The following is a 19,547-nucleotide window of genomic DNA, read 5'->3' as shown; positions in this document are numbered from 1 at the left end:
CGAGTGTCTCGCCGCCATGGCGCTGCCGGATCGCCAGCAGGGTGACGCCGCGCGGCATCTCATGCGGGCCGGTATAGGGGGGCGGGGCGGCCGCCTCGGCGCTGGAGCCGGCGGCGGTCACCGCGGATGCGGCCGCCACCGACAGCAGCCCGGCGGTCTGGAGCACAGAACGACGCGTGGCCATGACGTTCCTCCGTTGGAATCGGGGTCTGACGTGGAGCCTCGTGCGGTCTCTGTTCGACAGGGGCGCGCCGCTTGGTGGGGACCGACCGGGAGCCGGTTCCAGGGGCGAGGATCCGCCCGTTCCCGCCGCCGGACAAGCCAGCCGCCGGTGAGGCAAAAGCGCGCGATCGGCCGCTAGATCCGGCGGCCCTGTCCGTCGAACAGCGATGCCAGCTCCGGCTGGAAGAACAGCGGTCGCGGCGTGTCGCCCAGCGCCGGCAGCTCGGCGTCGCCGGCGATGCGGACCGAGACCGGGTCGGGGCCGGCCTGTCCCCAGACCAGGGCGTCGGCGCCCATCGGCTCGACCAGGCCCAGGGTCGCGGTCACCGTGGCGCGCTGCCGGTCGGTCGGTGCCAGGGCGATGTGCTCCGGCCGCAGGCCCAGCGCCACCGGCTCGCCCTCCTCCGGCGGCCGGCCGAAGCCGTAGCCGTCCAGCACCGACGCCTCGCCGCTGGCCCCGATGAAGACCGGGCGGCCGTCCCGGGTGGCGAGGGTGCCGGTGAGGAAGTTCATCGACGGCGCGCCGACGAAGCCGGCGACGAAGCGGTTGACCGGCTTCTGGTAGATCACCTTCGGCGTGTCGACCTGCTGCACCACGCCATCCTTCATCACGGCGATGCGGTCGGCCAGGGTCAGCGCCTCGATCTGGTCGTGGGTGACGTAGATCATGGTGGCGCCCAGCTCGGCATGCAGGCGCTTCAGCTCGACCCGCAGCTCGGTGCGCAGCTTGGCGTCCAGGTTGGACAGCGGCTCGTCGAACAGGAACACGCCGGCCTCGCGCACCAGGGCTCGGCCGATCGCCACGCGCTGGCGCTGGCCGCCGGACAGCTCGGCCGGGCGGCGCTTCAGCAACGGCTCGATCTGCAGGATGCGCGCCGCGCGTTCGACCCGGCGCTGGATCTCGGCCCGCGGCACCCGCGCCATCTTCAGGCCGAAGGACAAATTGCCCAGCACATCCATGCGCGGATACAGCGCGTAGGACTGGAACACCATGCCGATGCCGCGGTCCTTCGGCTCCTCCCAGGTCACGTTGCGGCCGCCGATCCAGATCTGCCCGGCGGAGACGTCGAGCAGCCCGGCGATGGCGTTCAGCAGGGTGGACTTGCCGCAGCCGGACGGGCCCAGCAGCACCACGAATTCGCCCTGCGCGATCTCCAGATCCAGGGTCTGCAGCACCTTCAGCGGGCCGTAATGCAGTTCGAGGCCGCGGATCGAGACACCGGTCATGCTCAGCCTTTCACCGCGCCGGCGGCGATGCCGCGCACGAACCACCGGCCCGAGGTGAAGTAGACCACCAGCGGGACCAGGGCGGTCAGCATCGTCGCCGCCATGTTGACGTTGTATTCCTTCTCGCCCTGGGTCGAGTTGACCAGGTTGTTCAACTGCACCGTCATCGGCAGATGCTCGCGGCCGGCGAACACCACGCCGAACAGGAAGTCGTTCCAGATGCCGGTGACCTGCAGGATCACCGCCACCACCAGGATCGGGATCGACATCGGCAGCATCAGGCGGAAGAAGATCTGCCAGAGACCGCCGCCATCCACCCGCGCCGCCCGGAACAGGTCGATCGGCAGGCTGGTGTAGTAGTTGCGGAACAGCAGCGACAGGATCGGCAGGCCGAACACCGTGTGGGTGATGACGATGCCGGGCAGGGTCGAATACAGCCCGGTGTCGGAATACAGCCGCACCAGCGGGTAGATGAAGACCTGGTAGGGGATGAAGGCGCCCAGCAGCAGGATGGCGAACACCAGGTTCGACCCGCGCACCCGCCAGAACGACAGGGTGTAGCCGGTCAGCGAGGCGATGGCGATCGACAGGATCACACTGGGCACGGTGATGGTCACCGAATTCCAGAAGCCGACCTGGATCCCGTTGCAGTTCAGCCCGGTGCAGGCCGTGCTCCAGGCCTTGATCCAGGGCTCGACCGTCCAGCTGTCCGGCAGCGCGAAGATGGCGCCGGAGCGGATCTCGTCCATCGACTTCAGCGAGGTCGCGATCATGACGTAGAGCGGCAGCAGGAAGAAGGCGGCCGACACGACGAGGAAGGCGTAGAGGCCGATGCGGGCCGGCGTCAGGTGCTGCGGCTTCGGCCCCTGCGGTTCGGTCTGTTCGGTGACGGGGGCGGTCATTGGCCGCCCCGCGCCTTGGGCCGGAAGTACTCGTAGTACAGCCAGGGCGACACCACCGCCGCCACGGCGAAGAACATCACCGTCGATGCGGCGGTCGCCAGGCCGATATTGGCCCGGCCGAACAGGTAGTCCATCACGAACTTGGCCGGCACCTCGCTGGAGATGCCGGGGCCGCCGCCGGTGGTGGCGATCACCAGCTCATAGACCCGGACGGTGGCGATGCCCAGCAGCACCACGGCGGTGATGATGGTCGGGCGCAGGATCGGCACGACGATGTGCAGATAGACCCGCCAGGTCGGGATGCCGTCGATCTTCGCGGCCTTCCACAGCTCCGGCTCGACCCCGCGCAAGCCCGACAGCAGGATAGTCATGACCAGGCCGGTCGATTGCCACACCCCGGCCAGCACGATGACGTAGATCGCCCGGTCGCTCTGCACGATCCAGTCGAAGCGGAACCAGTCCAGGCCCCAGTTCCGCACCGCCTGCTGGATGCCCAGCGTCGGGTTGGCGATCCACTGCCACACCAGCCCGGTGACGACGAAGGACATCGCCAGCGGATACAGGAAGATGGTGCGCAGCGTGTTCTCGAACCGCACCCGCTGGTCCAGCGCCACCGCCAGCAGGAAGCCCAGCACCAGGCAGCCGCCGATGAACAGCACGCCGAAGATCAGCATGTTGCCGATCGAGATCGACCAGCGATCGGTCGAGAACAGCCGCTCATACTGCCGGGCGCCGGCGAAATCCCCGTTGGGGATCATCTTGGACTCGGTGAACGAGATCCAGATGCTCCAGACCACGGTCAGGACATAGGCCAGCAGCACGATGACTGCCGCCGGCAGCAGGGCGCAATAGGCGGTCAGGATCCTGAGCGATCGCGAGGTCACACCATCCCTCCCCAAGGGTTGTGGGCGGCCGCCGGATCGCTCCGGCGGCCGGTCGCGATGCGGGCTACTGCGCCTGCTTGATGGCGTCGATCCAGTGGGCGGCGAAGTCCTCCGCGCTCATCGAAGGGGTGGTCCAGTATTGCGAGGTGACGTCGTTGATGGTCTGCACCAGGTCCTGCGGCGCCAGGAAATCCGGCGTGCTGATCTGGCGCTGGGTGTCCTTCAGCACCGCCAGGCCCTTCTGGGCGCAGGCGTCGAGGGCGGAGGTGTCGACATCCATCCGCACCGGCACCGATCCCTTCTTCGAATTGAAGGCGACCTGGCCCTCCTTCGACATGATGACGGTGGCCAGCAGCGTCTGGGCGTCGGCCGCGGCGCTGTCCTTCAGCTTCGGGAATACGAAGACGTCGCCGCTGGTGATGAAGTTCTCCTCGCCCGGCCCCAGCAGGCAGCCATAGTCCTTTTCGGCCACCCGGCCGGCGGCGATGAACTCGCCCTTGGCCCAGTCGCCCATGAACTGGATGCCGGCCTTGCCCTGCACCAGCATGCCGGTGGCCAGGTTCCATTCGCGGTTCGGGCTGCCGGGGTCCTGGTAGTCGCGCAGTTTGGCGAAGGTCTCGGCCACCTTCTTGAACTCCGGCGACTGCAGCGCCGCGGTGTCACGGTCTTTCCAGACCTTGTAGTAGAGGTCGCGGCCGCCGGCGCTGAGCAGGATGGAGTTGAACATCAGCGTCAGCTCCCAGGGCTGGCCGCCGACCGCCACCGGGATCAGCCCGGCCGCCTTGATCTTGTCGAGATCGGCGAACAGCTCGTCCCAGCTCTTCGGCTCTGCGGTGATGCCGGCCTGGGCGAAGACGGGCTTGGAGTACCAGATCCAGTTCTGGCCGTGGTCGTTGATCGGCGCGGCCCAGATGTGGCCGTTGTGCTGGATCGCGGCGTAGAAGGTCGGCGGCAGGGCATCCTTCCAGCCCTGCTGCGCCGCCAGGTCGTCCAGGCTGCGCAGATAGCCGCCATCGGCCAGATCGTTCATCTGCGTGCCGGTGTTCAGCTGCATCGCCGCCGGCGGGTCGCCGCCCAGGATGCGGCTGATGCCGATCGGCCGGGCGGTGGAGCCGGACCCGGCGATGGCGGTGTCGACCCATTCGCCGCCCTTGGCCTCGAACGCCTTGGCCAGTTCGCGGACGGCCGCGGATTCCCCGCCCGACGTCCACCAGTGGAACACCTCCGCCTTCTGGCCGGCCGCGGATGCGGCGGTGGCGCCGATCGCCGCGAGGGCGGTCGCGCCGAGCACGGCGGACAGGATCGTCTTCATGGCGTCGCCTCCAGTTCAGGCACTCTGCCGGTGCCCTTCCGTGGTTGAGACCCACCGGCCGGCGGGGCTCCCAGGCGGCGGGGTCAGCCGCCGTCCTGTTCCTAAGGCGGCGGCGTCAGCCGCCGTCCTGTTCCTAAGGCGACGGCGTCAGCCGTCGTCCTGATGCATCAAACGAACCGGTCTGAAGCCGGCGGCCGTGGAATCGGCGCCGGCCGCTCGCAACGGCTCTCCAGCGCGATGGTGCGGCCTTGCGAGGCCTCCATCGCGGTCATGATCTCGAGGGCATGGAACGCCAGCTCGGCCGACACCCGGTGCGGCCGGCCGGCGCGATAGCTGTCGACCATCTCGGCGGCGCCGAGGCCGCGCAGGCCCAGCCGCCCCGGCACCCCCTGGGTGAAGGGATGGTCGACCGTGATATTCTGCCAATCGGCGGCCCCGCGGCGAAACACGCTCACCGGGCCGGTGAAGTCGTTCGGGTCGGGCGCGATCATGGTCCCTTCGGAGCCGTAGATCTCGAGCTTCGGATGGCTGTGTTTGACGATATCGAAACTGGTGGCGATCGTCACGGTCGCACCGTTCTCGAATTCGATCACCCCCGTGGTGTGGGTCGGGACTTCGACCTCGATGATCTCGCCCCTCCGCGGCTCGCTGACCACGGTTCGCTGCCGGCGCGTGGTCTTGGCGGTGCCGACGACGGAGCGGGCGGGGCCGAACAGCGCGATCAGGTTGGTGACGTAATAGGGGCCGACATCCAGCATCGGCCCGCCGCCGCGGGCGTAGAAGAAGGCCGGGTTCGGGTGCCAGTGCTCATGCCCCGGCAGCAGCAGCATGGCGGTGGCGGCGACCGGCGTGCCGATCGCGCCCTCGTCCAGCAGCCGGCGGGTCAGCTGGTGGCCGCCGCCCAGGAAGGTGTCGGGCGCGCAGCCCAGCCGCAGGCCGCGGGACCGGGCGGCCGCCATCAGTTGCCGCGCCTCGTCCATGGTCACGCCCAGCGGCTTTTCCGAATAGACGTGCTTGCCGGCCTCCAGCGCCCGCCGGCTGATCTCGGCATGGGCGACCGGGGTGGTCAGGTTGATCACCACCTCGATCTCGGGGTCTTCCAGCAGCGCGTCCAGCGACACCGCGGCGATGCCGAATTCGGCGGCCAGGGCCTGCGCCGCCGCCGCGACCCGGTCGGTCACCGCCTTGACCCGGATGAAGTCGAACATGTGCAGCGTGGCGATGTAGGTGGCGGAGATGTTGCCGCAGCCGACGAGGCCGACCTGGACGGGTTTCGACGATGTCATGGTCAATGGATCCCGGCGTGCAGTGCGGCGTGGCGGTCGCGGAGATAGGCGATCGACAGCCGCATCTCCTCGTCCAGCTGGGGCGTGGCGTCTTCGGTGTGGGTCCAGTGCGAGGCGCCGGGCGCGTCCTCCAGCTCCAGCGTGATCGGCCCGGCATAGCCGATGGCGTCCAGCGCCGCGAGGATGGCGGTCCAGTCGATCTTGCCGCGGCCGGGCCGCCAATGCGCGTTGGTGTGGCCCTCATTGTCGGAGAAATGCGTGTTGAAGATGCGGTCGCCCAGCATCAGCACGGTGAAGTGCGGCATGTCGCCGGACGGGAACAGGTGGCTGGGGTCGAAGTTGAAGCCGAGATGGGGCGATCCGACCCGTTCGATCAGCCGCAGCATGCTCTGGCCGGTGTTGACCCAGCGATAGGGATGCGGCTCGACCGCCACCCTCAGGCCGCTGGCGGCAGCGATGTCGCAGGCCTTGGCGAAGGTCGCGACCATCTGGTCGTATTCCGCCGTCCAGTCCCATTGCGGCTCGACCGGCGCGGTCCATTCCTGCGAGGTCGGCCGCTGCATGATCGGCCGCAGGTCGCGGGCGAAGGGGTAGGGCGTCATGGTGGTGACGAAGGGCGACCCCAGCGCCGCCGCCGTCGCCACCGCGCGTTCGAAGCCCGACAGGTCCGGCTTCGAGGTGGCGGCGCCCGGCTGGCGGGTGAAGGGCAAATTGTAGAAGAAGTTGGTGAGGGTCAGGCCCTCATCCGACGCCAGGGCCCGGAGGTCGCGGATCCGGTCGGGCGTGTAATAGCCGGCCAGGGTGTCGACATCCCAGGCGACCAGTTCGAAATGGCGGCAGCCGGCCCGGGCGACGCGCCGGATCGCGCCCTCATAGGGCGGCACCCAACTGAAGCTCCAGACCGTGGAGCCGAAGGCGATCGGCGTCGATGTCACGGGGTGTTTCCTCTCGCTCGGGCAGTCGGCGCCTTGGCGGCGCCTGTGTCGGCTTCGCAGGGAACGGGCAACACGGGGGCAGGCGGGGGATCCGGCATCCGGGATCCCGGCAAACGCGATCGGCGAGGCCGGCGGGATTGAAATTCGTAACGTTACGATTCAATAGCGTGACCGGCCTGTCAACGAGTCTCGATTGTGCAATGCAGCGCGGGAATGGGGGAAAAGTTTGTCGCGTTTGGCAAACGGGCTTAGATTCATAACGTTACGAATTCTGGCTGCCGCGGATGATGGAAACAGGATGGGCATGCCGCAAATCATGGTGATGTCTATGTCGGCGGTGCCTGGTCGGGGCCGTGGCTAGGCCGCCGGCCTCAGCCGGCGACGCCGGCGGCCGGGTCACGCTGCGCACGCTGGCGCGGCATCTCGGCCTGTCCGTCACCACCGTGTCGCGGGCGCTGAAGAACGGGCCGGAGGTCAGCCGGGGGACGATCGAACTGGTCGGGGCCGCGGCGAAGCAGATGGGCTACCGGCCGCATCTCGGCGGCATCAACCTGCGCACCGGGCGGACCCATGCGGTCGGCATCGTCCTGCCGCTGGAACGGCCGGGGGCGATCACCAACGTCGTCACCGCGCTGATCGAAGGCGCCTCGGCCACCCTCAGGGCCGCCGCCTATCGCACCACCATCGTGCCGGTGCTGCCGACCGACCGGCCGCTGGACGCGATCCGCGCCCTGGTCGAGGAAAGTGCCGTCGACGGGCTGATCCTGACCAACACCGAGCCGCAGGATGTCAGGGTCAAATACCTGCTGCAGATCGGCTTCCCCTTCGTCACCTTCGGCCGGACCGAGCTGTTCAGCCCGCATCCCTGGTTCGACATCGACCACGAGGCCGTCGGCGCGGCGGCGGCGGCGCTGCTGTTCGCGGCCGGCCATACGGCGCCCGTCATCGTCGCCCCGCCGGCGCAACTGACCTACAGCAGGCAGTTCCTGCAGGGCTGGCGGGCGGCGCATCGCGACCATGGCCGGGCGCTGGCCGAGGCCTCGATCGTCTTCGCCGAAGCGACGCCGGACAGCGGCCGCGGCATCGTGCCGGCGCTGCTGCAGGCCCGGCCGGACGTGACCGCCGCCTTCGTCACCAGCGAGGAGGCGGCGCTGGGCGTCATCGCCGGGCTGGCGGCGGCGGGGCGCCGGCCCGGCGATGACGTCGCGCTGGTCGCCTATGGTGGCACCCGGCTGCACAGCTTCCTCAACCCGCCGCTCAGCGCCTTCAGCTATCCGCATCTCCGCACCGGCGAACACCTGGCGCGGCTGCTGGTCCGGGCGATCGCCGGCGAGGACCCGGCGGCGCTGCACGAGGAGGTGCAGGCCGACTTCCTCAACCTCGGCAGCCAGGCCCTGCCGCCCTGATCGCACGGCACGGCCACACCAGGCCGGGGCATGCGCCAGGTGAATGGCGGCATGATTCTTCACGATCCTGTCACATTTGAAGGCGGTGCTAATTCTTCCTAAAGGCCGAGATAACTGGTCTCCGGCCGGATGAAAAAAAGACTCATAGGATTATGAGTCTAATTCCTGGGAAGGAAGCGACCATGGCTCCGCCGCCGTCAGACACACAGGACGTCCGGGATCGGATTCTCACCGCCGAGGAAGAGGCGGCCGTGGATTGGACTCTTGGGATCACCGGCGGGTCGCGCTCGGCGCAGCGGGTTGTTCAGCCGAACCCGAATGTCATCGAGATGGTGACGACCGGCGATACAGCGCCCCGGGCCCTTCACGACCCGGTCCTCGTCGAAACGATGCCGGGCGAGCTTTTCCCGGGGCAGGCGGCAGGGGGTGACGATCCTGATGACACCCCCGATACCAGGGCCGCGAGGGTGATCGAGGCCCTGACGCGGATCCAGGAAAAGGTGCTGGCGGACAACGATCGCATAATCGATGTCGCCGCGGCCCGGGATCTGGGCCGGAGGTTCCGGCCGCAGCGGCTGCGTGGCTCGACGGACGAGAGGAAGTCCTCGCACCAGGAACTGATGAACGCCATCACCGCTGAGGTGGAGATGCAGTGGTTCCTGGCTCAGGGCATCGATGCGGAGAGGGTGAAGGCGATCCGCAAGACCGCTTTCCTGTCCGGCATGGCCAACCCGACGGGCACGCTGTTTTCAAACACCCTCACCTATATGATCGGCCCACTCGCCGGAGCCTTGGGCGGCAGCCCGTGGTTCAGCGTGCTTGTCGGCGGCGTCGCGACAGCCTTTTCCCCGCTGGTGAATTCGGCACAGCAATCGGGCGTCGTGACGCTGTGCGAACATATCCGGGAAGGCGACTACAGCATCGTCAGCGACAAGGCATCGCTCAACGATGCGGAATGGCCCAAGGAGCTGGCGGAAGAACTCGAACGGAAGACCGCCGAATTCACTGCGCTGGGCAATACAATTCCTGCAAAGATCCAAGGCCTGCTCGGCGGCGCGCCCATGACCATGGAGCAGATCGCTGCTGCCGAACCGGACCAACTGCAGGCGTTGTTGGCTTCGGCCAGCGCCGAGGAACAGGCTCAGGTGGCGGACAGTATCAAGGCCTGGTTCGACAGCATGGACGAAGTCGAACAGCTTCAGTTGAGGCTGTTCCGGGCACAGGGATCGCATGCACGCCAGCAGGTCGGCAACACCTATCAGATTGGCCCCCGGGCCGTGCGTGGCGCGGTATCCGGTGTGGTCGGCTTCGGACGGGCAGCCGAGTCCATCGGACGCGCGAACATCTACTCCTCCCTCGCCAGTGTCGGCATTCAATCGCTGGCGTCAGGGTTCCTGCATTTTCTGCAGATGCTGGCTGCTGGGTGGGATGAAACCAACAAGCAGGATTACAACGACAAGTTGAATCTCTTGTACGGCGCCTGGATGGACGAAAACGGCGATGTCGACGAAGACAAGCTGCGAAGCTACATCCTTTCGCCGGAACAGGCGTTGGTGAAACGCATGACGGGGATCGCTACTTCCAAGCGCAAGGCGCTGGAAAAAGAACTCGAAACCCTGAAGGCCGAAGCGCCAAAGGCGAGTGACGATGTAGCGGCGGAGCAGGGGCATCCCTATGCTTCCGCGGATGACTGGGATACAATCCGCGCGTCGGAAGATGTCATCAGAGAGCTGAAGGAAGACGAACAGCGACTGAAGAATTTCGACCTGGTAGGCTTGCAGGGCAGCATCACGCTGGCGCTGTTCGAAGGGACGCTCGACACCTTCAAGCTGGGCTACAAATGGGCGGATTTGCAGAAGAAGTACGCGACGAGGGGTGAGCTCTCGTCACAGACGGCGCAGCGTATCGGGCAAGTGTTCCACGGCATCGTCTTCGGCAGCGCCGGCTCGGCCCTGGTGGGCCGGATAACCGGGGCTGGCTTAGGCGGGGCGTCCCAGGAGACAAGTGGCGAGATCGGTGGCCTTGCGGCGCTCTCGGCCTTCTTCGGTGTGGTGGGCGCCTTCTATCAAAGCGGCGCCATCAAATTCAAAAATCTGCGCCGGGGCATTTTGGACAAGATCGCGACAGCGAAGAAGGCCGCTGATGAGGATCCTGGCAATCAGCAGCTCCAGGATGCCTACCGAGAAGCCCAGCGTTTGGAAATGTCGCTGATGGCCCAGGTCAAGAAAGGCGTGTTCGCCGGCGTTCACGTATGGCAGGCGGACGGTGAAGCAAACACGGCCAACCAGCAGGTGGATACTGCCCTGACGGCCCTGCGCACCACGACGGATGCGGCGCTGAAGATCGAAGCGGCGCTCGCCGCACTCAGTCATAATCTCACCACGGCCATCCCGATCATGTCGGCTTCGGCCTGATCGTCGCGCCGAGCGGGCTTTGCCAGCCCCCGCCGATGTGATTGGGACATCGAGCGGGGGCCTCTGCCTATCGCTTCTTCCGGCCGAGCCGCTTGGCGTTGGCGGAGACGACGCGGTGGGCCGGGCTCAGGCTGGCATCGGCCAGGGCGTTGGCATCGTCCATCAGGCGGGTGCCGATCTCGGTGCCCTGGGTCATGCCCAGCTGCATCCAGCGCTGCCAGGCGGTGACCGGGTCGGACGTCATGGCGGCGAAGCCAGCCTGCGCCTGGGCGCTGAACCAGCCGGCCCAGCCATGCTGGGCCGTGGCCATCTGGGTCGCGACATTGGCGCCGGTCTCGGCCATCACGGCCATCTTTTCCGACATCATGCGGGTGAATTCGGGATCGCCCATCGCCACCGGGTCGCCGGCGGCCTGCGCCATCATCAGGCTGCGATGGCCGATGGTCTGGCCGGCGGCCACGGCCATCTCGGTCATCTGGATCATCGGGTTGGTCGGCGTGCGGCGCCGCGTCGTGCGTCTTGTGGTCATGCCGATCCTTGAATGCCGAAGTTCAGTTGCGTGCCCGCCGGGCGGAAGCCCAGCTTGGCGTAGAGCGGTTCCGCCCCGGCCGCGGCGGACAGCCAGACCAAGTCGTGGCCATCGTCGAAATGGGCGCCCAGCAGCCGGCGGCACACCGCCTCGGCCAAGCCGCGCCGGCGAAAGGCGGGCCGGGTGCCCACCGCCGCCAATTCGGCGGTGCCTCCGCCGATCAGCAACAGGCCGCTCGCGGCGGGGGTTCCGTCCAGCCGGGCCAGGGCCGCCCGCCGCCCGCCGCGGGCCAGGCCCTGGGTCAAGCGGGTGCGGAAATCCACCTCTCCGGCCGCGTCCAGCGGCTGGTCGAAGGCCTCGCGCTGCACCTGCATCAGCCCGTCCAGCGCGTCATCGTCCTCTGCCCCGACCAGGTCGGCAGCGCCGGCCGGCGCGACGCGGTAGACGTCGGGCCGCAGCGTCATCAGCGGGGCTTCCATCTCGCGACGATAGCCCATGGCGAACAGGGTCGGAGATAGCGAAGGATATAGTTCGCGAAAGAATTCCAGGCGGAAGCGCCGGCCTGCCGCATCGAAGGCGCGCTGCAGCCCGGTGATCGCCGGCCGCCATTCCGGGGCGGCCGCGACCGGCACAGCGAAGCTCAGCATCGGGTCGTCGCTGGCGTCGGACACGAACAGGGCGAAGGGCCCCGCCTCTTCGCGGCGCCGTCCCTCCGCCGCCGCCGCCAGCGTGTTGGGGACCAGCCGATGCAGCAGGTCGCGGCTCAAGACAATGCGGGCACCAGCCGCTCCATCGCCGTCTCCAGCAGGGCGATCGACCCGGCGAAGCAAAGCCGCAGATGGCCTTCGCCGCCAGGCCCGAAGGCGGAGCCGGGGGCCAGGCCGACATTGGCCTCATGCAGCAGGCGCAGCGCCAGGGCGCGGCTGTCCGGCTCGCCCTCGACGCTGAAGAACAGATAGAACGCGCCGTCCGGGCGGGTCAGCCGCACCCGCGGCGATTCGGACAGCCGGCCGATCACTAGGTCGCGCGCCACTCGGCAATGTTCGACCTGGCTTTCGACGAACGGTTCGCCCTGCTCGATCGCGGCGACGGCGCCGTATTGCAGGAAGGTGGGCACGCCCGAGGTGTTGAACTGCTGCAGGTTCTCGAACACCTGGCCCAGCTCCTCGGACGCCACGATCCAGCCGATGCGCCAGCCGGTCATCGCCCAGTTCTTGGAGAAGGTGTTGACCACGACCAGCCGGTCTTCCGGCGTGGCGATGGTCAGGAAGGACGGGGCGACCTGCCGGTCATACACGAAGCGGGCATAGACCTCGTCGGCGACGATCCAGATGCCGCGGGCCCGGCAGAATTCCAGGATGGCCTTCTGCTCCTCCGCCGTCAGCATCCAGCCGGTCGGGTTGCCGGGGCTGTTCAGGAACAGGGCGCGGGTCTTGGGACCGCAGGCGGCGAACAGCCGGTCGAGGTCCAGCCGCCAGCGGCCGTTCTCGACCCCGATCGGCACCGGCACGGTCCGGCCGCCGGCGATCTCGACGGCGCTGAAGATGTTCGGCCAAACCGGGACGGGCATGACCACCTCGTCGCCCGGCGACAGCAGGGCCTGCATGGTCATCATGATCGCCTGCATGCCGCCGATCGTGACGTAGATCCGCCCGGCCGGCACCGCGACGCCGGCGAATCGGCTGACATAGCCGGCCAGCGCCTCGCGCAGCGGCGGGATGCCGCGCTGCCAGGTGTAGAAGGTCTGGCCCTCGGCCAGAGCGCGGTTGGCCGCCTCGGCGACGAAGGGCGGCGTCGCCCGGTCGCCCTCGCCGATCCACAGCTGGATCAGGTCGGGCTTGCCGCGGCCGGCGTTGACGATCTCGACGATGCCGCTTTCCGGCAGCCTGGCGATGTCGGGCCGAATCGCCCCCAGAAGACCCGTCGCGATGTGTCCGTCCACGTCCAACCTCCGTTCGAAGGACGGGAGGGTACAAGGCGCGGCCCCGGGCGTCATCATCGCCCGCCGCATGGGCGTCGCGCGCCGGGTTCGGGGGCGGGTGGCCACAGGTGGAAAAGGTCACGGAACCGGATCGCCGGCCCTGTCGTTAGCGAGGAGAGGCTGCATTGGCGCGCGACCGGCATCGGTCGCCGGCACCGATGCGGCCTCGATGGCCGCTGCGGAGCCCCTCCCCGCCGGTGGCCATGTGGCGCCAGGCCCGCGACCGAAGCCCCCTTCGGACCGCGGGCGGCGGCGGGGTCGGCAGGGACCCCGCCGCCCGCCGGCCATGCGCCTCACCTCCCAACTCAGTGCAGGCGGAATTCGGCGCCGCAGAGCCGCAGTTCGGCTGGCTTCACCACGCCGGTGGCGGCGACGCGCACGGAATGCAGCGGCCCTTCGATGTTGTGGGACCAGAAATCCAGGAAGCGGTGCAGTTCCGGGAAGCGCGGGGCCAGATCCAGCTTCTGCCAGACGAAGGTCTGCAGCAGCCCGGGGTGATCGGGCAGGTGATACAGGATCTCCGCCGTGGTCAGGCGGTAGCCCTGCAGCTGACGTTCCAGATCGGTCATGCCGTACCATCCCTTCCTGCACCGCCGGCGTTGGGTGGGATCGCCGGCCCTTATGAAGGAAATGTGATGTGGATTTCCCGGCTGAACAAGAGTATTTCTAAATAAATCAATGCGTTAGCAGCAGGGCGATGTGATTGCTGCCAAGCTGATGGTCACATGTGACCCATCCTGCCCTCATCCTCGAATGTGTCTGAGCGCCAAGGGCTGCGATGGCGGTGCCTGAGGCAGGCCTGCTGACGAAAAAAGCGTCGTATGCACAATAACAAAGCGTATTTTATCAGGAATAGACACTTCTAATGGTGTCATTTTTCATACACATTGCAGGGGCTCGGCTTTCGGCCCTTCGGCCCGTCCCGGGCAGGTGACCATCCCCGATGGGCTGTTCGACCCAGGCAATTCATTTCCACCGAGGCATCCAAGACATGGCATCCATAGACGAACCGATCATCGACCATGACGCATCCACGGTGCGTCTCCTGGCCTGGGTCGTTGATGTCTGTGGAATCGATGCCGACTCGCTGGCGGCTCTCTCCGCCGCCAATCCCGACCAGCGCCGGGAGTTTCTGCACAACGCCTTGCAGCGTATTCTCCAGCCGGCCTATCCAGCGCCGGTTCAGCCGGATCCTCGCGACATGGATGCCAGCGTCGAGTACCTGAAAAGCGTCCTGCCGCAAGGTGGCGCGCCTCCGGCCCGGCAATTGCTGTCCGATCTCGCCAACGCCGGCGGCCAGGATGTCGGCCGAGATCTCATCGCGACGGAGACGGCGACGACAAGCGCGGTTCCGGCCATCACGGAGGTCGAAACCGCCGCCGCGTTCCGCGGCGAGTTGGAGAAGGCCGAACAGATCGAGGCCCTGGGCCGTCTGTTGACCGCCTTGATCCCGGGGGATGCGGCTCCTGCCTCGCCGCGCGCCCGCAGATTCTACGAAAGCTGGGCCATCTACGGCGACCTCACATTGCTCGACAACAAGGCGTTCCTGGCCGGTATACGCAACAGTCCGGAGATTGCGCGGTTGGCGGCGCTTGCCGCCCTGCTGGAATCCGTGCTGCAGGCGGGAGCGCCTGATGGAACCGATCAGGCCGGGCGAATCGCGATAGCGACGGCGAGTGCTCATGCGCTGCCGCTGGTGAAGTCGCTGAGGCAGGACATCGCTGTCCTGAAGGATGGTGCGAGTGCGGTCGATCGGACGTGGCGCACGGTCGGCACCATGTGCGCCATCGCGCCGCCGTTCATCATTGCCGTATTCCAGAAGCCCAGGGCCGACATCTATCTGGCGTCGGCGGCGGGCGCCTACGCCAGCACGGTGTCGTCGGCCATGGATGCGGCACGAAATCCGGTCGCAAGTCCGAAAGTCTTCAACGATGCCTTCATCAAGCGGCACTTCGTCTGGCTGATACCATTCTTTACCTATTTCATTCCGACTTTTATTCCAAGTCAGGCAAAATTTGCCGATACAGAGCATCATAAGGTCGAGGCAATTCTCTGGGCGTTGCTCGCCGGCGCAATCGAGATGGGCGTGTTCCTGCTGGTGAGCAATGCGTACGATCTAGGCCGCCGGGCCAAGACGAGGTCAGGCCCTGACAGGGATCTTCGCCAGGGCACACTCAAGCTTCCGCACGGTACCCCTGTGCCGGAGAACGTACCCCCGGAGGACATTCCCAGGCAGTTGACGCAGGAGGTCGTGACGGCCTTGCTGAAGGGCCTCAACCAGGCGCTGGGCGAGGTCGCGGGAAATCGGGCCCGGTTCGAGGCCGATGGCGGTCGGGTCACGGACTCGCTGAGCACGCAGATGCGCTTCCTGCCGACGGACGTCGCGAGAATAGAGAAGATCCTTTCCAAGGTCGTAGACCACGTCGAAGCCGCGGTGGAAGATGACGCCATCATGACGGAGGGCCAGAAGCAAAGGGCGGTGAAGATATCGACAACGATCGTCGAGAATTCTCTTTCGGTCTTCCAGACGGCATCCGTCTACAAATCGCCACTGACCATTGTCGACGTCGGCGTGTTCTCGATCCTGTCGGCGAAGTGGTCATGGACTAGTGCCCTGGACAAGGATGTCACCCTCCAGGACCATTCCAAGCTGTTCAGGGACCTCTCGGGGGATCGGCTGGTCGCATTGCCGGTCAATGTCATCAACCTGATCAAGCCGGAATGGCTCGCCAATCGCTACGGCTTCGGCGTGCTCACCACCTATCTCTGCGTCATGGCCCTGACCGTGAAAGGACCGGTGGGGGAGGCGGCCGCCAATGCGATGCTGGCCACAATCCAGGCTGCCGCCAATCCCAGGACGACCTGGGGCCGCGCATCCGGCTGGATGGCAAACCAGATCGAGGCCGGGATGGCGCTGCTGAAGGCGGAACGCGACGCCGCCGAGCTGGAGACCGAGTCGGTTCAGGCCCCCGAGGATCGGGGCGGACAGCTTTACGCGCTCGATGAACTGGCCATCCCCAGAACGGGCTTCGACGACCTCGCCCAGCAATGGCAGGCCCCACAGACCGTGGCGGAGGCCATGGCTTCGGCGCCGGCCGGCGAAAGGAGAGGTCGGCCGATCGAGGACGCGGAGGCGCGGCCGAGGACGGAAAAGGCTGTCGCCCCACAAGGCCAGACGGAAGCGGCCAATGCTCTCGGTGATTTGGATTTCAAATCGGACTTCGACAACCTCGGCCAGGAATGGCGGGCTCAACAGCCCGAGGCGGGGCCCAGCAACGCGACGACCACGATTCCGCCACTTGACGACAAAGCTCAGCCGGACAAGACAGACGAACACGGCAAGCCGCGGACATGAATCCGGGCCGGCCGGTCTGGAGTGGGCGAGGCGGAGATCTGAGAATGCCGGACGGGTCCTGCCACTGCGGCACGGTGCGGTTTCGCGTCGATGCCGAGATCACGGAACTCACCACCTGCGACTGCTCGCTCTGCGCGAGGCGGAACGCTGTCATGGCGAAGGTGCCCGAACGGGCGCTGACGGTGCTGGCCGGTGAGGCGGCGCTGACCCTCTATCAATGGAACACGCGCCGGGCGAAGCACTATTTCTGCAGCCGCTGCGGCATCTATGTGTTCCACCGCAAGCGGGCGGCGCCCGACCATTTCGGCGTCAACGTGTTCTGCCTGGATGGCTTCGATCCGGCCTCGGTCCCGGTTCGCGCCACCGAGGGCGTGGGCATGAGCGTCGAGGATCCAGCCGCCCGGCCGGACTGGCCGGGGCCGCGGCCCGCCGGCTGATCCGCCTCGGTGCGAGCAGACGGCTCAGGCGAACAGGCTGCGGTGTTCCTGCTCCACCGTCGGCAGGGCGCGCAGGATTTCCGACAGATGCGCCCGTAGTGCGGCTTCGGCGCCATCGGGGTCACGCCGGTCGATCGCGACCAGGATGGCGCGATGCTGGTCGATCAGCAGCGGCAGGGAAGAGGCGGTGGGCAGCGTCAGGTGGCAGACGCGGTCCATATGCGCCTTCAGATCCTCGATCACGGTCCAGGCCGACGGGCAGCCGGCCCCTTCTGCCAGGGCAGCGTGAAAGGCCTCGTCGGCGCGCTGGAATTCGTAATGCTCGCCGGCCTCGGCCGCGATCACCTGGGCGTCGAGATGGAAGTCGATCCGGGTGCGGACCCGGGAATCGAAGCGCTCGCAGGCCCGCCGCACGACAGCCGTCTCCAGCGATTCGCGGATGAACCGCGCCTCCAGCATGCGCTCGATCGAGATCTTGACCACGAAGGTGCCGCGCCGCGGCTGGATCTCCACCAGCCCCGACCGGGCCAGGGCGATGAAGGCCTCGCGCACCGGCTGGCGCGACACGCCGAATCGCGCCGCGATCTCCTGCTCCGACAGCGGTGCGCCGGGCTCGATCGCCAGGGTGATGATGCCCTTGCGGATCTCCAGCTCGATCAGCCGGGCGATGCTGGTGCTGTGGTCGAGGAGGTCGAGCGGCGCCATGGCGATCAGGCTCACAAGGGCTGTTGCATCGAAAGGGCTACCATACTAACCTCCCGCCTACCATACTAGACGAGGCCTGGGCATACCAGACCCTGCCACCGGCGGTGCCGAGTGGCCAAGAAGGGTGCGGCATCTCATGGCCGACTGAAGAGGGGGGAGAGCATTCATGAAAGCCATTTTTGCATCGATTCTCGGGGCCGCGCTGTCGCTGGCCGCGACGGCGGCGTCGGCGCAGACGGTAACCCTGCGCTCGGCCGATATCCATCCGGACGGCTACCCGACGGTGGTGGCGGTCCAGTATCTCGGCCAGCTGATGGACGAGCGGACGGGCGGCCGGATCAAGATCCAGGTGTTCAACAATTCGCAGCTCGGGGCCGAAAAGGACACGATCGAGCAGACCCGGTTCGGCGTCATCGACATGAACCGGGTGAACACGGCGCCGTTCAACAATCTGGTGCCGGAAACCCAGGTGCTGGGCCTGCCGTTCCTGTTCCGCTCGGTCGACCACATGCACAAGGTGGTCGACGGCCCGGTCGGCGACGAGATCCTGAAGGCGTTCGAGCCGTTCGGCCTGGTCGGCCTGGCCTTCTACGATTCCGGCGCGCGGTCCTTCTACACCGTGAACAAGCCGATCCGGTCGATCGAGGACATGAAGGGCCTGAAGATCCGGGTCCAGCAATCCGACCTGTGGATCGCGATGCTGCAGGCCTTCGGCGCCAACCCGACGCCGATGTCCTATGGCGAGGTCTATTCGGCGCTGGAGACCGGCGTGGTCGACGGGGCGGAGAACAACTGGCCGTCCTATGAATCGTCGCGGCATTTCGAGGTGGCGAAGCACTTCTCGCTGACCGAACACTCGCTGGCGCCCGAGGTGCTGGTGATCTCCAAGCTGTCCTGGGACAAGCTGTCGGCGGACGACCAGGCGACGCTGCGCCAGGCAGCCAAGGACTCCGTGGTCAAGATGCGCGAGCTGTGGGTCGCGCGCGAAAAGGAGTCGGAGGCCAAGGTGCGGGCCGGCGGCGGCGAGATCATCACCGTCGACAAGGCGCCCTTCGTGGCGGCGATGGCGCCGGTCTACGCCAAGTTCGTCACCGACGAGAAGATGAAGGCCCTGGTCGATCGCATCCGCGCGGTCCAGTGACCGCCTGAACCCGGCCGCCCCCCGCGTTGCGGCGCGGGGGGCTTTCGACATGATGGTTTGCAAGGGAGATCGGCCGGCATGGCCTCGATCTTGAACGCGACGCGCCGGACCTTGGGCGCCCTGTCCACCGGGGCGCTCTGGCTGGCGGGGGCCGGCATGGTGGCCATGACCGCCGTGGTCGGCTGGCAGGTCTTCGCCCGCTACGTCCTGAACGACACGCCGAGCTGGGCGGAGCCGATGACGTTGCAGCTGATGGGCTGGTTCATCCTGCTCGGCGCCGCGGTCGGCGTGCGTGAAAGCTTCCATCTTGGCCTCGACATCCTGCAGCAGGTGCTGCCGCCGGTGGTCAACCGGGTGCTGGAAGCGGTGAACCTGCTGCTGATCCTCGGCTTCGGCGTCGCCATGGTCTGGTACTCCATCCTGCTCGCGATCGGGACCTGGACCGCGACCATCCCGGTGCTCGACCTGCCGGGTGGCTTCGACTTCCTGCCGCTGATCGTCGGCGGCGTGCTGATCGCGCTGTTCGCGGCCGAGCGGCTGTTCGACCGCGTCCTCGGCGTCGAGCCCGCGGCGGCGGCGATGCCCACCGTGCAGGAGATGGCGTGATGGAGCTGTGGGTCCTGTTCGGCGGCTTCACCCTGTTCATGTTCATGGGCATGCCGATCGCCTTCTGCCTCGGCATCTCCTGCCTGGCCACGGTGCTCTACATGGGGCTGCCGCCGGTGGTGGTGTTCCAGCAGATCAATTCCGGCATGAACGCCTTCGCCATGATGGCGATCCCGTTCTTCATCTTCGCCGGCGACCTGATGAT

At 67.1% G+C, this 19,547-nt stretch carries 19 protein-coding genes; 7 read left to right on the top strand and 12 right to left on the bottom strand.

All coding sequences use genetic code 11. The features are described 5' to 3' along the window. The 7 genes from AC3XYG_RS19695 to AC3XYG_RS19665 form a co-directional block, all read right to left on the bottom strand. Nucleotides 1-184: hypothetical protein (locus tag AC3XYG_RS19695; RefSeq protein WP_489141559.1), on the bottom strand; the 184-nt coding region annotated here is incomplete at its 3' end. Between the two features lie 173 nt (nucleotides 185-357). Next, nucleotides 358-1,449 carry an ABC transporter ATP-binding protein gene (locus AC3XYG_RS19690; protein WP_489141558.1) on the bottom strand — a complete coding sequence of 364 codons (1,092 nt, stop codon included), beginning with the start codon at nucleotides 1,447-1,449 and terminating at the stop codon, nucleotides 358-360. Between the two features lie 2 nt (nucleotides 1,450-1,451). Then, on the bottom strand, nucleotides 1,452-2,351 hold the full coding sequence (locus AC3XYG_RS19685; RefSeq protein WP_489141557.1) for a carbohydrate ABC transporter permease: 900 nt from the start codon (nucleotides 2,349-2,351) through the stop codon (nucleotides 1,452-1,454). Next, nucleotides 2,348-3,235, bottom strand: coding sequence for a carbohydrate ABC transporter permease (locus AC3XYG_RS19680; RefSeq protein WP_489141556.1), 888 nt, complete (start codon nucleotides 3,233-3,235; stop codon nucleotides 2,348-2,350). Before AC3XYG_RS19680 ends, AC3XYG_RS19685 begins: the two co-directional genes overlap by 4 nt. Before the next feature lie 64 nt (nucleotides 3,236-3,299). After that, nucleotides 3,300-4,547 (bottom strand): ABC transporter substrate-binding protein, encoded by a 1,248-nt coding sequence (locus AC3XYG_RS19675; RefSeq protein ID WP_489141555.1) that lies wholly within the window; start codon nucleotides 4,545-4,547, stop codon nucleotides 3,300-3,302. Between the two features lie 167 nt (nucleotides 4,548-4,714). Next, nucleotides 4,715-5,833, bottom strand: a complete 1,119-nt coding sequence (locus tag AC3XYG_RS19670; protein WP_489141554.1) for a Gfo/Idh/MocA family protein — start codon at nucleotides 5,831-5,833, stop codon at nucleotides 4,715-4,717. A 2-nt stretch (nucleotides 5,834-5,835) separates the two neighbouring features. Continuing rightward, nucleotides 5,836-6,768, bottom strand: a complete 933-nt coding sequence (locus AC3XYG_RS19665; RefSeq protein WP_489141553.1) for a sugar phosphate isomerase/epimerase family protein — start codon at nucleotides 6,766-6,768, stop codon at nucleotides 5,836-5,838. Nucleotides 6,769-7,121: 353 nt separating this feature from the next. Here AC3XYG_RS19665 and AC3XYG_RS19660 point away from each other — a divergent pair, with 353 nt between their 5' ends. Both AC3XYG_RS19660 and AC3XYG_RS19655 read left to right on the top strand, forming a co-directional pair. Continuing rightward, the gene (locus AC3XYG_RS19660; protein ID WP_489141552.1) at nucleotides 7,122-8,174 is read left to right on the top strand and encodes a substrate-binding domain-containing protein; all 1,053 of its coding nucleotides are present in this window, start codon (nucleotides 7,122-7,124) and stop codon (nucleotides 8,172-8,174) included. Nucleotides 8,175-8,356: 182 nt separating this feature from the next. Continuing rightward, nucleotides 8,357-10,588: a hypothetical protein gene (locus AC3XYG_RS19655; RefSeq protein WP_489141551.1), complete on the top strand. Its 2,232-nt coding sequence runs from the start codon at nucleotides 8,357-8,359 to the stop codon at nucleotides 10,586-10,588. 67 nt (nucleotides 10,589-10,655) lie between these two features. Here the strand turns inward: AC3XYG_RS19655 and AC3XYG_RS19650 are convergent, their stop codons facing one another. From AC3XYG_RS19650 to AC3XYG_RS19635, 4 genes are all read right to left on the bottom strand, one after another. Then, nucleotides 10,656-11,117: a hypothetical protein gene (locus AC3XYG_RS19650; RefSeq protein WP_489141550.1), complete on the bottom strand. Its 462-nt coding sequence runs from the start codon at nucleotides 11,115-11,117 to the stop codon at nucleotides 10,656-10,658. Next, entirely contained in the window at nucleotides 11,114-11,884 is a 771-nt protein-coding gene (locus tag AC3XYG_RS19645; protein ID WP_489141549.1) for a GNAT family N-acetyltransferase, read from the bottom strand. The genes AC3XYG_RS19650 and AC3XYG_RS19645 overlap by 4 nt, the downstream gene beginning before the upstream one ends. Next, a complete protein-coding gene (locus AC3XYG_RS19640; RefSeq protein WP_489141548.1) occupies nucleotides 11,881-13,059 on the bottom strand; it encodes a pyridoxal phosphate-dependent aminotransferase in 1,179 nt (392 codons plus the stop codon). The genes AC3XYG_RS19645 and AC3XYG_RS19640 overlap by 4 nt, the downstream gene beginning before the upstream one ends. A gap of 344 nt (nucleotides 13,060-13,403) precedes the next feature. After that, nucleotides 13,404-13,667 (bottom strand): usg protein, encoded by a 264-nt coding sequence (locus tag AC3XYG_RS19635; protein WP_489141547.1) that lies wholly within the window; start codon nucleotides 13,665-13,667, stop codon nucleotides 13,404-13,406. A 422-nt stretch (nucleotides 13,668-14,089) separates the two neighbouring features. On the opposite strand from AC3XYG_RS19635, the gene AC3XYG_RS19630 reads away from it, so the two are divergent. Then, entirely contained in the window at nucleotides 14,090-16,453 is a 2,364-nt protein-coding gene (locus AC3XYG_RS19630) for a hypothetical protein (RefSeq protein WP_489141546.1), read from the top strand. Nucleotides 16,454-16,497: 44 nt separating this feature from the next. Further along, a complete protein-coding gene (locus AC3XYG_RS19625) occupies nucleotides 16,498-16,890 on the top strand; it encodes a GFA family protein (protein WP_489141545.1) in 393 nt (130 codons plus the stop codon). A gap of 24 nt (nucleotides 16,891-16,914) precedes the next feature. On the opposite strand, the gene AC3XYG_RS19620 is transcribed toward AC3XYG_RS19625, so the two are convergent. Further along, nucleotides 16,915-17,610: a GntR family transcriptional regulator gene (locus AC3XYG_RS19620; protein ID WP_489141544.1), complete on the bottom strand. Its 696-nt coding sequence runs from the start codon at nucleotides 17,608-17,610 to the stop codon at nucleotides 16,915-16,917. 151 nt (nucleotides 17,611-17,761) lie between these two features. Here AC3XYG_RS19620 and AC3XYG_RS19615 point away from each other — a divergent pair, with 151 nt between their 5' ends. From AC3XYG_RS19615 to AC3XYG_RS19605, 3 genes are all read left to right on the top strand, one after another. Next, nucleotides 17,762-18,736 carry a TRAP transporter substrate-binding protein gene (locus AC3XYG_RS19615; RefSeq protein WP_489141543.1) on the top strand — a complete coding sequence of 325 codons (975 nt, stop codon included), beginning with the start codon at nucleotides 17,762-17,764 and terminating at the stop codon, nucleotides 18,734-18,736. A gap of 78 nt (nucleotides 18,737-18,814) precedes the next feature. Continuing rightward, nucleotides 18,815-19,342, top strand: a complete 528-nt coding sequence (locus tag AC3XYG_RS19610) for a TRAP transporter small permease (RefSeq protein ID WP_489141542.1) — start codon at nucleotides 18,815-18,817, stop codon at nucleotides 19,340-19,342. Beyond that, nucleotides 19,342-19,547, top strand: a 206-nt coding sequence (locus AC3XYG_RS19605) for a TRAP transporter large permease subunit (RefSeq protein WP_489141541.1), incomplete at its 3' end; no start/stop codon positions are given. The genes AC3XYG_RS19610 and AC3XYG_RS19605, both read left to right, overlap by 1 nt.

The sequence above is a fragment of the Inquilinus sp. genome, from assembly GCF_057815775.1.
Note: the sequence above shows the minus strand (reverse complement) of the source record. Positions and strands in the feature narration are given on the sequence as shown.